General features: G+C 70.5%; 13 protein-coding genes. 11 read left to right on the forward strand and 2 right to left on the reverse strand.

Annotated elements, in window-relative coordinates:
* Window positions 1–65: 65 nt before the first annotated feature.
* Together AB0H86_RS37160 and AB0H86_RS37165 are read left to right on the forward strand one after the other, a co-directional pair.
* Entirely contained in the window at window positions 66–833 is a 768-nt protein-coding gene (locus tag AB0H86_RS37160) for a CDP-alcohol phosphatidyltransferase family protein (RefSeq protein WP_362449276.1), read from the forward strand.
* Window positions 834–976: 143 nt separating this feature from the next.
* A complete protein-coding gene (locus tag AB0H86_RS37165) occupies window positions 977–2,977 on the forward strand; it encodes a LamG-like jellyroll fold domain-containing protein (protein ID WP_362449278.1) in 2,001 nt (666 codons plus the stop codon).
* Between the two features lie 64 nt (window positions 2,978–3,041).
* Here AB0H86_RS37165 and AB0H86_RS37170 read toward each other — a convergent pair whose 3' ends face one another.
* Window positions 3,042–3,425 (reverse strand): PLD nuclease N-terminal domain-containing protein, encoded by a 384-nt coding sequence (locus AB0H86_RS37170; RefSeq protein ID WP_362449280.1) that lies wholly within the window; start codon window positions 3,423–3,425, stop codon window positions 3,042–3,044.
* A gap of 87 nt (window positions 3,426–3,512) precedes the next feature.
* Between AB0H86_RS37170 and AB0H86_RS37175 the strand changes: the two genes are divergently transcribed.
* The 8 genes from AB0H86_RS37175 (at window position 3,513) to AB0H86_RS37210 (ending at window position 10,207) form a co-directional block, all read left to right on the forward strand.
* A complete protein-coding gene (locus AB0H86_RS37175; RefSeq protein WP_362449282.1) occupies window positions 3,513–4,970 on the forward strand; it encodes a menaquinone biosynthesis decarboxylase in 1,458 nt (485 codons plus the stop codon).
* Complete coding sequence (gene mqnP / locus AB0H86_RS37180) at window positions 4,967–5,869, forward strand: menaquinone biosynthesis prenyltransferase MqnP (RefSeq protein WP_362449284.1); 903 nt, start codon at window positions 4,967–4,969, stop codon at window positions 5,867–5,869. Before AB0H86_RS37175 ends, mqnP begins: the two co-directional genes overlap by 4 nt.
* A 66-nt stretch (window positions 5,870–5,935) precedes the next feature.
* The gene (locus AB0H86_RS37185) at window positions 5,936–6,583 is read left to right on the forward strand and encodes a UbiX family flavin prenyltransferase (protein WP_362449286.1); all 648 of its coding nucleotides are present in this window, start codon (window positions 5,936–5,938) and stop codon (window positions 6,581–6,583) included.
* Between the two features lie 118 nt (window positions 6,584–6,701).
* Window positions 6,702–7,157 carry an Lrp/AsnC family transcriptional regulator gene (locus tag AB0H86_RS37190; protein ID WP_362449288.1) on the forward strand — a complete coding sequence of 152 codons (456 nt, stop codon included), beginning with the start codon at window positions 6,702–6,704 and terminating at the stop codon, window positions 7,155–7,157.
* Between the two features lie 93 nt (window positions 7,158–7,250).
* Complete coding sequence (mqnE, locus tag AB0H86_RS37195) at window positions 7,251–8,414, forward strand: aminofutalosine synthase MqnE (protein ID WP_362449290.1); 1,164 nt, start codon at window positions 7,251–7,253, stop codon at window positions 8,412–8,414.
* A 180-nt stretch (window positions 8,415–8,594) separates the two neighbouring features.
* Window positions 8,595–9,119, forward strand: a complete 525-nt coding sequence (locus tag AB0H86_RS37200) for a GNAT family N-acetyltransferase (protein WP_362449292.1) — start codon at window positions 8,595–8,597, stop codon at window positions 9,117–9,119.
* An 85-nt stretch (window positions 9,120–9,204) separates the two neighbouring features.
* A complete protein-coding gene (locus AB0H86_RS37205; RefSeq protein WP_362449294.1) occupies window positions 9,205–9,504 on the forward strand; it encodes a DUF4229 domain-containing protein in 300 nt (99 codons plus the stop codon).
* Window positions 9,505–9,544: 40 nt separating this feature from the next.
* Window positions 9,545–10,207, forward strand: coding sequence for a TetR/AcrR family transcriptional regulator (locus AB0H86_RS37210; RefSeq protein ID WP_362449296.1), 663 nt, complete (start codon window positions 9,545–9,547; stop codon window positions 10,205–10,207).
* Here AB0H86_RS37210 and AB0H86_RS37215 read toward each other — a convergent pair.
* A complete protein-coding gene (locus tag AB0H86_RS37215) occupies window positions 10,189–11,160 on the reverse strand; it encodes a MaoC/PaaZ C-terminal domain-containing protein (protein WP_362449298.1) in 972 nt (323 codons plus the stop codon). The two genes, AB0H86_RS37210 and AB0H86_RS37215, sit on opposite strands and share 19 nt — an antisense overlap.
* Before the next feature lie 475 nt (window positions 11,161–11,635).
* Here AB0H86_RS37215 and AB0H86_RS37220 point away from each other — a divergent pair, with 475 nt between their 5' ends.
* Window positions 11,636–13,549 carry a long-chain fatty acid--CoA ligase gene (locus AB0H86_RS37220; protein ID WP_362449300.1) on the forward strand — a complete coding sequence of 638 codons (1,914 nt, stop codon included), beginning with the start codon at window positions 11,636–11,638 and terminating at the stop codon, window positions 13,547–13,549.
* Window positions 13,550–13,694 lie beyond the last annotated feature (145 nt).

Raw genomic sequence — 13,694 nt, forward strand, 5'->3', positions numbered from 1 at the left:
GTAACCTGACCCGATCACCGCCGCACCTGCGGCAGTTGGGCCCCGGGTGCGTGGGAGGGACGGTCATGGTTGGTGCTCCGGTTCTGGAGGAGCTGCGGGAGGTCTGTCAGCCGCAGGCCAAGCTGGCGAGCCGGAACGGTGAGCACTGGGCGGGGCGGCTGTACATGCGGCGTCTCTCGTTGCGGTTCACCCGGCAGCTGGTGCGTACGCCGGTCACCCCGGACCAGCTGACCTGGACGATGGTGGTGTGCGGGGTGGCGTCCGGAGCCGCGCTGATGATCCCCGGGCTGACCGGTGCCGTACTCGCCGTGATCCTGATGCAGTTGTTCCTCCTCTTCGACTGTGTGGACGGCGAGGTCGCCCGCTGGAAGGGGCAGAACAGCGCGTCCGGCATATACGTGGACCGGCTCGGCGCCTACCTCGCGGACGCGGCGCTGCTGGCGGGCGCGGGCTACCGGGCCGCCGAGTCGGGCGTCGGCGGCTGGCTGTCCGTGGGCATCGCGACCGCGCTCGGTGTGGTGCTGCTGAAGGCCTCGACGGACCTCGTGGATGTGGCGCGGGCCCGGCGCGGGCTGGGTGTCGTGGACGACGAGTCGACCCGGCCGCGCTCGCAGGGCGTGGCGACGGTACGGCGGCTCGCGGCCGCCTTCAAGATCCACAGGGTCACCAACGGCATCGAGGCGTCCCTGGTGCTGCTGGTCGCGGCGATCGCCGACCAGGCCACCGGCGGTATCGAGCCGACCCGTTGGGCGCTGGGCGCCCTCGCCGTGATCACGTGGGTGATGGTCCCGGCCCACCTGCTGTCGATCCTGTCGTCGTCCCGGCTGCGCTGAGGCAGCGGTACGACGCGCCCGCCCCTTCGAGCGTGGCGCGGGTGCGCGCTGACCCGCGGTCGGACTGTCGTAGATCGTACGAGATTTCGACAACCCCTATGCTGGGCCTGCCCGCACAAGGCAGAGCTCGCCAGGAGGTATGTGTGTCAGCGCTGGAGCCGGACGACCCGCGCTCCGTCGGGGACTACCGGATACTGAGCCGGCTCGGCGCGGGCGGTATGGGCCGGGTGTTCCTGGGCCGTTCTCCGGGCGGGCGGCTCGTCGCGGTCAAGGTGGTGCACGAGGAGCTGCTGCGGCGGCCCGAGTTCCGCCCCCGTTTCCGCCGCGAGGTTCAGGCGGCCCGGCTGGTCAGCGGGGCCTTCACCGCCCCGGTCGTGGACGCCGACCCGGACGCGCCGCTGCCGTGGCTGGTCACCAGCTACATCGCCGGGCCCTCGCTGGAACAGGCGGTCGCCGAACAGGGGCCGTTCGGCGCGAGGGCGGTGCTGGCGCTGGCGGCCGGGCTGGCCGAGGCGCTGGTGTCGATCCACGCCGTGAACCTCGTCCACCGCGACCTCAAGCCCTCCAACGTGCTGCTCGCCGAGGACGGGCCGCGTGTCATCGACTTCGGGATCGTCCGCAGCGTCGAGGGCGACTCGATCACCCGGACCGGGCACATGGCGGGCTCGCCCGGCTTCATGTCCCCGGAGCAGATCAGCGGGGACGAGATCACCCCGGCCGGCGACGTGTTCTGCCTGGGCGCGGTGCTGACGTTCGCGGCGACCAGGGGCAACCCCTTCGGCGGTGGACCGACCCCGGCGCTCCTCTACCGCGTCGTGCACAACGAACCCGACGTGGGCGCCGTCGCCGACCCGACCCTGCGCGCCCTGATCTCCGCCTGCCTGACCAAGGACCCGGCCCGCCGCCCCACCCCGCGCGAGATCCTCACCTGGCTCGGTCCGACGAGCGGCGAGAGCACGACGGCCCTGCGGCGCGCCGGGCAGTGGCCTCCCGCCACCGGCCCCCACACCGACATGCTGCCGCGCGACGGCTACACGGATCCGGCGGTGGGTTCTTCGGCGGGCCCGTCGCCCCAGGCCGTTGATCCCCAGGCCGTTGATCCTCAGGCCGTCGATCCCCGGGTCGCCTCGATCCCACAGCAGGCCGTGGGCTCCCCGGCCGACAGGATCCCGCATCAGGCCGCGGCGCCCCCGCACTCGGCGTATCCGCCCACCCGCGTTCACCCGACGCACTCCACCGCGCATCCCACCGCGCATCCCACAGCGCACCCGATCGCGCACCGGGACCCCGCCCAGCCACCACCGCCCGCCAGACCGGAGGGCCCGACCGCCCCGGACGGTCCGTCGTCCGGGCACGGTGACGGCAAGCGCCGTAGCCGTCGGGCCTTCCTGCTGTCCGGGGCCGGGGCGGCCGCCGCGATCGGGGCGGGGGCCGGGGTCTGGTTCAACAGGTCCGCCGGCGACGACGCCGGCGACGCGGCACGGACCGGCGCCGGAACCAGCGCATCACCCTCACCCTCACCCTCCGCGGCCCGCCTCGCGGAACCCGTCGCCGTCTGGCCCCTCGACGAGACGTCCGGGGCGCTCGCGCGGGACACCACGGGCGGCAACGACGGCACCGCCTCCGGGGTCCGGTGGCTGACCGGCGACGGCGGTGGGGCCGAGTTCGACGGGACCGGCAGCCAGATCATCACCGACGGCCCGGTGCTGAGGACCGGCGCCGGCCGCAGCTTCACGGTCGCCGCCTGGGTCCGCCTCTCCGCCGTGCCGGGCTTCTTCGCCACCGCCGTCAGCCAGGACGCCACCGCCATCAGCGGCTTCTATCTCCAGTACTCCAGCGACGAGAACCGCTGGGCCTTCGCCCGCCCCGGCACCCGTGCCGTCGGCTACACCGCCCCCGCGGCCGACGTCTGGACCCACCTGGTCGGTGTCTGCGACGGCCCGGCCCGCAAGCTGCGGCTGTACGTCGACGGAGTCCAGGAAGCGGCCGTCGAGGACGCCACCCCGACCCCCGCCCCCGGCGCCCTCATGATCGGCAGGGCCAGCCACCAAGGACAGCCCAGCGACTTCTTCCCCGGCACCATCAGGGACGTACGCGTCTTCGACCGGGCCCTCACCTCGGCCCGCGTCAAAACTCTCAAGTGACGTGCTGAGCAGCCCGGTTCATCCCCGGCACGCGCCGGGCCGGTGACGAGCGGCTGCGGCTTCGTCAGTCGTCCCCGGGATCATCGCCGCGCTTCTTCCGGTCTTCGTCGCCGTTCTCACCGTTCTCGCCCTTGTCGCCCTTCTCGTCCTTGAGGGACTTGAGGAACTCGGGATTGTCGTCGGGTGCCACCCACTGCTGCCCGCCGCCCCGGTTCCACGGCGATCCGGCGGACCCCGTGAGGCCGCCCGGTCCGCCCGCGCCGGCCGGGTGCCGCTTCTTGCCCGCGATGAGCCAGGAGATCGAGCCGGCCAGCGGGAACACCAGCACGAGGATCGCCCACAGCGGCTTGGGCATGTGGCGGACGTCCTCGTCCTTCGTGCTGATGCAGTCGATGAACGCGTACACGCTCAACGCCAGTGGCACGAGGAACATCAGTACCCGGAGCATGGGTCCTCTCGGTGGAACGGTCGTCGGGGCCACGTGCACGGACCCCAGGTACCGGGCCAGAGTAGTCGCTCGGGGATACTTGACCGCATGGCTTACGACGATCTTCGTTCACTGCTCAGGGCATTGGAGCGCGAGGGCGACCTCAAGCGGATCAAGGCCGAGGTGGACCCGTACCTGGAGGTCGGGGAGATCGTCGACCGGGTGCAGAAGTCCAGCGGCCCGGCGCTGCTCTTCGAGAACGTGAAGGGCTCCGACATGCCCCTCGCGATGAACGTCTTCGGGACGGACCGGCGGCTGCTGAAGGCGCTCGGCCTGAAGTCGTACGGCGAGATCTCGGAGAAGATCGGCGGGTTGCTGCGGCCCGAGCTGCCCCAGGGGTTCATCGGCGTACGGGAGGCCTTCGGGAAGCTCGGCGCGATGACGCACGTACCGCCGAAGAAGGTGAAGTCCCAGGACGCGCCCGTACAGGAGGTCGTGTTCCAGGGCGACGACGTCGACCTCGACCGGCTCCCCGCGCTCTTCACCTGGCCGAAGGACGGCGGCTCCTTCTTCAACCTGGGGCTCACCCACACCAAGGACCCGGAGAGCGGGATCCGCAACCTCGGGCTCTACCGCCTGCAACGGCACGACAAGCGCACCATCGGCATGCACTGGCAGATCCACAAGGACAGCCGCAACCACTACCAGGTGGCGGCGAGGCGGGGCGAGCGCCTGCCGGTCGCGATCGCCTTCGGGTGCCCGCCGGCCGTGACGTACGCCTCCACCGCCCCCCTCCCCGGGGACATCGACGAGTACCTCTTCGCCGGGTTCATCGCCGGCAAGCGGATCGAGATGGTCGACTGCAAGACCGTCCCGCTCCAGGTGCCGGCGCAGGCGGAGGTCGTGATCGAGGGCTGGCTGGAGCCCGGCGAGATGCTGCCCGAGGGCCCCTTCGGCGACCACACCGGCTTCTACACCCCGCAGGAGCCGTTCCCCGCGCTGAAGATCGACTGCGTGACGACGCGGAAGCGGCCGCTGCTCCAGTCGATCGTCGTGGGCCGGCCCCCCACGGAGGACGGACCGCTGGGCCGCGCCACCGAACGGTTCTTCCTGCCGCTCCTCAAGATCATCATCCCGGACATCGTGGACTACCACCTGCCCGAGTCCGGAGGCTTCCACAACTGCGCGATCGTCTCGATCGACAAGAAGTACCCGAAGCACGCGCAGAAGGTGATGCACGCGGTCTGGGGCGCCCACATGATGTCCCTGACCAAGCTGATCGTGGTCGTCGACGCGGACTGTGACGTCCACGACCTGCACGAGGTCGCGTGGCGGGCGCTCGGCAACACCGACTACGCCCGTGACCTGTCCGTCGTCGAGGGCCCCGTCGACCATCTCGACCACGCCTCCTACCAGCAGTTCTGGGGCGGCAAGGCGGGCATCGACGCGACGCGCAAGTGGCCCGAGGAGGGCTACACCCGCGACGGCGGCTGGCCCGACATGGTGGAGTCCGATCCCGAGACGGCGGCGAAGGTCGACCGCCGCTGGAAGGAGTACGGCCTGTGAGCAGCGCTTCTGCCGCTCTTCCGCAACCAGGGCGCACCAAGGCGTTCCTGCGTCTGGTGATGATCGAGCACTCGGTCTTCGCCCTGCCCTTCGCGTACATCGCCGCACTGACGGCCATGTTCCAGTCGGACAAGAACATCCACTGGGGCCGGCTGCTGCTGGTCACCGTCTGCATGGTGGGCCTGCGCACCTTCGCGATGGCGGTCAACCGGATCATCGACCGTGAGATCGACGCGAGGAATCCGCGTACGGCGCACCGCGAACTCGTGACGGGCGCGATGTCGGTCCGTCACGCCTGGACCGGCGCGCTGATCGCCCTGGTGGTCTTCCTGGGCTCGGCGGCCCTCCTCAACCCCCTCTGTCTGGCCCTCGCCCCCATCGCGGTGATCCCGATGGTGGTCTATCCGTACGGCAAGCGGTTCACGAACTTCCCGCAGGCCATCCTTGGTCTCGCGCAGGCGATGGGCCCGGTCGGCGGCTGGCTCGCGATCACCGGCGAGTGGTCCTGGGACGCGGTGATACTGGGTCTGGCCGTCGGCATCTGGATCGGCGGCTTCGACCTGATCTACGCCTGCCAGGACGTGGAGACCGACCGGGAGATCGGCGTGCTGTCGGTCCCGGCCCGCTTCGGCATCCCGGCGGCGGTCTGGGGGGCGCGGGTCTGCCACGCGCTCACCACCGCGTTGTTCGTCTGGTACGCGGTGGCGACGGACGCGGGCACCTTCTTCTGGCTGGGCCTGATGATCGTGGCCGGCGCCTTCGTCTACGAGCACTCGATCGTCCGCCCGCACGACCTGTCCCGGCTGAACAGGGCGTTCTTCAGCGTCAACGGCTTCATCGGCATCGCCCTGTTCGGATGCGCGCTGCTGGATCTGCTGGTGCGGGGCCTCACGGTGTAGTCCGGTCCTGAGTACGTCCTCGCGCGCCGGTACGCTCAGGGTGTGAACGCAGGAGAATCGCAGCGCGTGCCTTGGATCGTGGGGGTCTCTGGGGCGTCCGGGACGCCGTATGCCGCCGCGGTGCTGCGCGCGTTGCTGGACGCGGGGGAGTGTGTCGACCTGATCGTCAGCCGGGCCTCGCGGCTCACCCTGCTCGACGAGACCGGGATCTCCTTCAGGGACGCGCACTGGCAGGATGACCTGCGGGAATGGCTGGCCAGGGGGGCCGACGGGAAGCCCGACAGCTTCCGGGTGGACATCGACCGGGTGCGGTACTGGGGTGCCGGGGACCTGGCGGCCGGGCCGTCCTCGGGGTCGTACCCCTCGAAGGGGATGCTGATCGTGCCCGCGTCGACGGCGTGTGTCGCGGGTGTCGCGCTCGGGCTGTCGAAGGACCTGCTCCAGCGGACCGCGAGCGTGACCCTTAAGGAGCGACGCCCCCTGGTAGTGGCCGTACGGGAGACCCCCCTCAACGGCCAGACCCTGCGGCACCTGGTCGCCCTGGACGACGCCGGCGCGAGCGTGGTGCCCGCCTCGCCGGGCTTCTACGCGGGCGCCACCCACATCCAGGACCTGGTGGACTTCGTCGCCGGGCGGGTCCTCGACGCGGCGGGCGTCGCACACGGGCTGTACCGCCGTTGGAAGGGCGAACTGGGCGGCTCCCGTCCCCGGTGAGCGCCACGCCGGACCGCGGTACGCATCACGTCACGCACTCTCGGACCACCCCAGACCTCCACAGATCTCGTCAGACCTCTTCAGATCTCTTCAGACTTCAGCGGAAGGCTTCGATCGCATGGACGCGGTGGACAGGCAGCTCATCCAGGCCCTGAGGGAGAACGGCCGGGCCTCCTACGCGGAACTGGGGCGCCTCGTCGGTCTGTCGGGACCCAGCGTCACCGACCGCATCAACCGGCTGGAGGCGGCCGGTGTCATCATCGGTTACCGCGCCACCGTCGACTCCGCCTCGCTCGGTCTCGGCGTCATCGCGCTGATCGGCATCTCACTCTCCGACGCCGCCGACCACGAGGACGTGGCCGCCCGGCTGAAGGACCTCGGCGAGATCGAGGACTGCTGGTTCATCGCGGGCGACGACTCGTTCATGCTCAAGGTGCGGGCGACGGACGTGGACGGACTGGAGAAGATCATCCGGCGGCTGTCGGGGACCAAGGGCGTGTCCCGGACCCGTACCACGGTCGTGCTCTCCACGAAGTGGGAGAACCGGGTCGGGGAGCTGCCGGAAGAGGTATAGGCGCGTTCAGCGCCGTTCGGGGGCGCCTCCCGCCCGAAGGGTGGGGGCGTACGGTTGCGGAGTTGTCGGAGTCGTCGAAGAAGGGTTGTGGGCATGGACGTCGGGCTCAAGCGCGAGCTGGAGGACAAGGTCAGGGCCGGTGAACGGCTGACCCGCGAGGACGGCATCGCGCTGTACGAGTCGGACGACCTGGCGTGGCTGGGCGGACTGGCGCACGAGGTGCGGACGCGCAAGAACGGCGATGTCGTCCACTTCAACGTCAACCGTCACCTCAACATGACCAACGTGTGCACCGCGTCCTGCGCCTACTGCTCCTTCCAGCGCAAGCCGGGCGAGAAGGACGCGTACACGATGCGTATCGAGGAGGCGGTGAAGCTCGCCACCGCGATGGAGGGCGAGAACCTCACCGAGCTGCACATCGTCAACGGCCTGCACCCGAACCTGCCGTGGCGCTACTACCCGCGCTCGCTGAGCGAGCTGAAGAAGGCGCTGCCGAACGTCTCCCTCAAGGCCTTCACGGCCACCGAGATCCACCACTTCGAGACCATCTCCGGGCTCAGCGCGAGTGAGATCCTCGACGAACTCATCGACTCCGGTCTGGAGTCGCTGACCGGCGGCGGCGCCGAGATCTTCGACTGGGAGGTCCGACAGCACATCGTCGACCACCGCACCCACTGGGAGGACTGGTCGCGCATCCACCGGCTGGCGCACGAGAAGGGGTTGAAGACCCCGTGCACCATGCTCTACGGCCACATCGAGGAGCCCCGCCACCGCGTGGACCACGTGCTGCGGCTGCGTGAGCTCCAGGACGAGACCGGCGGCTTCCAGGTCTTCATCCCGCTGCGTTACCAGCACGACTTCGTGGACATGAAGGACGGCAAGGTCCGTAACCGGCTCCAGGCGCGGACCCAGATGGCGACCGGCGCGGAGGCCCTCAAGACCTTCGCGGTCTCCCGGCTCCTGTTCGACAACGTCCCGCACGTCAAGGTCTTCTGGGTCATGCACGGCGTCCAGACGGCCCAGCTGGCCCTCCAGCACGGCGCCGACGACATGGACGGCTCGGTCGTCGAGTACAAGATCACCCACGACGCCGACAACTATGGCACCCCGAACAAGCTCACCCGCGAGGACCTGCTCGACCTGATCCGCGACGCCGGCTTCCGTCCGGTTGAGCGGAACACGCGGTACGAGATCCTCCGCGAGTACGACGGTCCGGACCCGGCCCGTCGGGAGTCGCCGCAGGCGATGCGGGTGTGAGTCTGCGTCTGGGGTGAGCCTGCGTCAGATGTGCGGGTGCGGGTGCGGGTGCGGGTGCGGGTGCCGGTCCGGTGGGGGCTGGTCGCGCAGTTCCCGCGCCCCTGAGGGGCGGGACTTACGTGACGTACGTGACGTCGAACGCTCTTGAGGCGAGCGTTGCGTAATAACTACCCTCGCCCTATGCCCCTTACCTTCACCCTCGACCCGGCCGTCACCCCCGAACTGCGTGACGGCCTCCTCGATCTGTGGACGGACGTCTCCAACGCGGGCGGCGCGGTCGGGTTCGTGGCGCCGGTGAGCCGGGAGGCGATTCGGCCGGAGCTGGTGAAGCACTTCGTGGGGATGGTCGAGGGGCGCGCCCGGCTCCTCGTCGGATACGACGAGGAAGGGCAGGTCGCCGCGGCCTCCTTCCTCACCTTCAACACGCACCGGCTGATGACGCACTGGCTGTGGCTCTACACGGTGATGGTCCACCCCCGGCACCAGGGCAAGGGATACGGCCGGGACCTGCTGGCCGCCGCCGCGGACGCGGCCCGCACCCTCGACGGCATCGAGGCGATCCGGCTCACCTGCCGCGGCGGCCTCGGCCTTGAGCGGTTCTACGTCTCCTGCGGCTACAAGGAGGTCGGCCGGATACCCGACGCGATACGCGTCGCTCCCGCCGACGACCGCGACGACGTGGTCATGCTGCTGCCGCTCCACTGACACCGGCGCACCCCCCTCCAAGATCGGAGGTCGGGCGTGCTTCACTGGACAGCGCCCCTTTTTGGAACCGGAAGAGTGGATTGAGATGCTCCGCTACACACTGATGCGCCTCGGGATCTTCGTGGGCTGCCTCGTTGTCGTCTGGGGCCTCGTCTACTCGGGTGTCGCCCCGCGCGGCCTCGGCGACTCCAACGGCATGTGGGTCGTCCTGCTGGCCCTGGTGATCTCCGCCCCGATCAGCTTCGTGGTGCTCCGCAAGGAACGCGATCGCGCCTCGATCCAGGTCGTGCGCAAGGTGGACCGCGTGAAGGCCAACCTGGAGGCGAACCGCAGTCAGGAGGACACCGCCGACGACACGGTACGGGCCCAGGGCCAGGCTTCCTGACCCGACTCCGAGCGGTCGGCACCCAACTACTGTGTGTCTCATGGGTGCCGTGAAGAGCAAGCGGATGCCGCGGGCGGTCCGGGAGCAGCAGATGCTGGACGCCGCCGTACGGACCTTCGGCCAGCGCGGGTACATGGCCGCGTCGATGGACGAGATCGCCGAACTGGCGGGCGTGTCAAAGCCGTTGGTGTATCTGTACCTGAACTCGAAGGAAGACCTCTTCACCGCCTGCATCCGGCGTGAGGCGCGGGCGCTCACCGAGGCGGTCCGGGGCGGAGTGCGGTCCGGTCTGCCGGCCGACCGTCAACTCTGGGACGGACTGCGGGCGTTCTTCGGGCACACCGCGCAGAACCCGGACGGCTGGTCGGTCCTGCACCTCCAGGCCCGCACCCACGGTGAGCCGTTCGCCGCCGAGGTCACCGCGATGCGTGCGGAGTTGGTCGCGTTCGTGACCCAGCTGATCGTCGTCGCGGCCCGGGCCGCCCACCGGGACCCCGATCTGCCGGAGCGGGAGGTCGCCGGTCTGGCCGAGTCCCTGGTCGGCGCCGCCGAGTCGCTGGCCGCGTGGGCCAACGCGACCGACGGTGTCACCGCCCGGCAGGCGGCGGCGACCCTGATGAACTTCGCGTGGGCGGGCCTGGGGAACCTGATGGAGGGACACCCCTGGTCACCGCCCGACCCCGCTCACGAGACGAGCGGGTAGACACCCCCGGTCAGATGCGTACGGCCGTCCGCGGCGCGCAGTTCGAAGAGCCCGTCCTCGGCCGCGTACGTCACCGTCCCCGGCAGCGGAACCGGCGCCCGGAAGTCGGCTCGCAGCACCGCGGCGGCCGGGGTGCCGTGCGCGGCCAGACAGCGGGCCACCGTCCACATGCCGTGCGCGATGGCCCGGCGGAAGCCGAACAGCCGGGCGGTGAGCGGGTACAGGTGGATCGGGTTGCGGTCCCCGGAGGCCGCGCCGTACCGCCGCCCCACGTCCCCGGCGAGCCGCCACTCGGCGACGGCGGGCAGCGGATCACGCTGTTCGGTCAGGGAGGCCACGGAGGTCACGGAGACCGCAGAAGCCGCGGAGGTCTCGGCTGCCCCGGAGGTCTCGGCTGCCCCGGAGGCTGCCTGACCGTCCGTGCCGTGCCGGGCCAGATACGTGCTCCTCGACTCCCACACCACCTCATCTCCCGCCGGTCCGTCGTCCCCCGTCCGCCCCGCGTCCAACGTCTGCCCCATGTCCCCAGCCCGCACCTCGGTCACCACCGCGGCCTCGGTGCCCCGCCGGTGCGGCGCCAACTCGTCGACGTACACCGTGAACCGGTACTCCCCGGTCGCGGGCATCGCGCGCCGCTGGGTGATCTCGATCGACGTGTGGACGAGCCCGAGCAGCGGCAGCGGGAAGTCCCGGCCGCTCATCAGCCGCATGGCCAGCGGGAAGCCGAGGACGTGCGGATACGTCGGCGGCAGGACGTCGTCCCCGGTCGCGAACCCGCACACCCGCTCGTAGGCGGCCAGTCGCGCCAGGTCGACGCGCAGGCCGGGCAGCACCAGCCGGGTGCGGGCGAACTCCGCGTCCGGGCGGGGCCGTTTGAACGGGGAGAGCAGGGCGCCGCGGGCGAGCAGGGGCGCGAGGGAGGGGGAGCCGGTGAGGGTGGTGGTCGTCGGCACGGTCGTCACTACGCCCCCAATAGGCTCTGGCCGCACACCCGCACGACCTCCAGCTTCGGGCACTGTCCGTACCCGATTCCTTACTCTGGAGTAAGGTTACCGCAGGTAAGCCCATGTCGAAGGGGGCCCGTCTGAACGCCGCCGGCCAAGCCGCTCGCCGAACGAGGCTCCACCGGGCGGGGGTTGATCTCCTGTGCGCGGCCGGCGGTCAAGGTGTCACGGCGGTCCCGGAGGGCGACTGACCCCGTCCGACCAGGGTCAACGTGAATCTTCCTCACGTAACCTCCGAGGTTGCACATGCCCAGCTCCGAAACGCCCCCGAACCCGCACCAACCTTCCACGAGGGCCCCGTACGATCACCGTCCTAACCCCCGGTAACCCGGTAAGTCGCAACAGCCGGTGAACGTCCCGGTACGTACCGCACGTACCACTTGCAGCAGAGTGGAACCGAGCTGCACGCCTCAGGAGCTGCCCCATGTCCCTCTCCTACCTGTCCGGCCACGACTACGACGGCGCGCCCGTTCTGGTCGAACCGGAGATCCGGCGACTGGACGGCGAGGTCCGGGAGGTGTCCGTGCCGCCGATCGCCCCGCCGGTCACCCACGGCTCCCTGGCGGACCTGCCCTTCGACAACGCCGACGCGGCTCCCGGGCACCGGGTCCTCAGCCGCCGCACGGAGGACGGGCACTGGGAGCATGTGACGGCGGCCCAGTTCGCAGAGCAGGTACTGGCGTTGGCGAAGGGCATGATCTCGGAGGGGCTGATGCCCGGCGACCGGATCGCCGTGATGGCCCGGACGATCTACGAGTGGACGCTCCTCGACTTCGCCGCGTGGGCGGCCGGCCTGGTCACCGTGCCGATCTACCCCACCTCGTCCGTCTTCCAGACCCGCTGGATCCTCCAGGACTCCGGCGCGGTGGCCCTGGTGACGGAGCACGCGTCCCAGGCGTCGGCGCTGGGCCCGGAGCTCAACCGGCTGCCCGACCTGGGGCACATGTGGATCATCGAGAAGGGCCATCTGGAGCGGGTGGCGGAGCTCGGCCAGCAGGTCCCCGACCAGGAAGTCGCCGTACGGCGGGGGATGCTGGGCCCGGACACCCTCGCCACCGTCGTCTACACCTCGGGTACGACCGGGCGCCCCAAGGGCTGTGTGCTGACGCACGGGAACTTCCTCGCCGAGGTCGACAACGCGATCGAGCTCCTCCACCCCGTCTTCCGGTCGAAGACCTCCGACGAACTCGCCACGCTCCTCTTTCTCCCCATGTCCCACGTCTTCGGCCGCATGGTGGCGATCGCGTGCGTCCGCGCCCGGGTTCGGCTGGGCCATGTGCCGAGCCTGCAGGCGGAGGCCCTGGTGACCGAACTCAGCGCCTTCAGGCCGACGTTCCTGCTGTGTATCCCGTACATGCTGGAGAAGGTCTTCAACAGCGCCCGCGCCAAGGCGGAGACCGGCGGCCGGGCGACCGCCTTCGACCGCGCGGCGAACGTGGCCGTCCGCTACGGCGAGGCGATGGAGGCCCGCCAGGCCGGGACCGGCTCCGGCCCGAGCACCGCCCTGAAGGCCGCCCGCACCGTCTACGACTCCCTCGTCTACCGCCGGATCCGCAACGCCATGGGCGGCCAGGTCCGCCACATCATCAGCGGCGGCTCACCACTCGGCCGCCGGCTCGCCGCGTTCTACGCGGGCGCGGGCATGGAGATCTACGAGGGCTACGGCCTGACCGAGTCGACCGGCGCGGCCACGGTCACCCCGCCGCTCAAGTCCCGTCTGGGCACGGTCGGCTGGCCGCTGCCCGGGACCAGGGTGCGGATCGCGGCGGACGGCGAGATCCTGCTCAGCGGGGACCAGGTGTTCCGCGGCTACTGGGACCCGCACGGCGGCGGAGTCACCCCCGCGTCCGCCGACGGCTGGTTCCCCACCGGCGACATCGGCCGCCTCGACGACGAGGGGTACCTCACGATCACCGGCCGCAAGAAGGAGATCCTCATCACCGCGGGCGGCAAGAACGTGGCCCCCGCCCCGCTGGAGAACTGGCTGCGCTCCCACCCCCTGATCTCCCAGTGCATCGTCCTGGGCGACCGCCGCCCCTACATCTCCGCCCTGATCACCCTGGACATGGCCGGCGTCTCCCACTGGCGCCGAATGAACGGCAAGCACCCCGTCCCCGCCGAACTCCTCATCGGCGACGAGGAGTTGCGCGGCATCCTGCAGCGCGCGGTCGACGAGGCCAACAAACTCGTCTCCCGCCCCGAGTCCATCCGCCGCTTCACCGTCCTGCCGACCGACTTCTCGGAGGAGTCCGGCCATCTGACGCCGTCGATGAAACTGCGACGGGAGACGGTGCTGAAAGACTTCGCGCAGGAGGTGGAGGGGCTGTACGAGCGGTGAGCCGTCAGGGGTCCAGTACCGGGCACGTACCTTCACGGCGGCGACGTCGGGGCGGATGAACAGCCGGATCGGCCTCGCGGTGCGGGAAAAGGCAGGAGCCCCGTCGCCTGGTGGCGCGGGGCTCCTTGGGTACTGCTATCGGTTC

This window comes from Streptomyces sp. NPDC050997 (genome assembly GCF_040660135.1).
Taxonomy (GTDB): domain Bacteria; phylum Actinomycetota; class Actinomycetes; order Streptomycetales; family Streptomycetaceae; genus Streptomyces.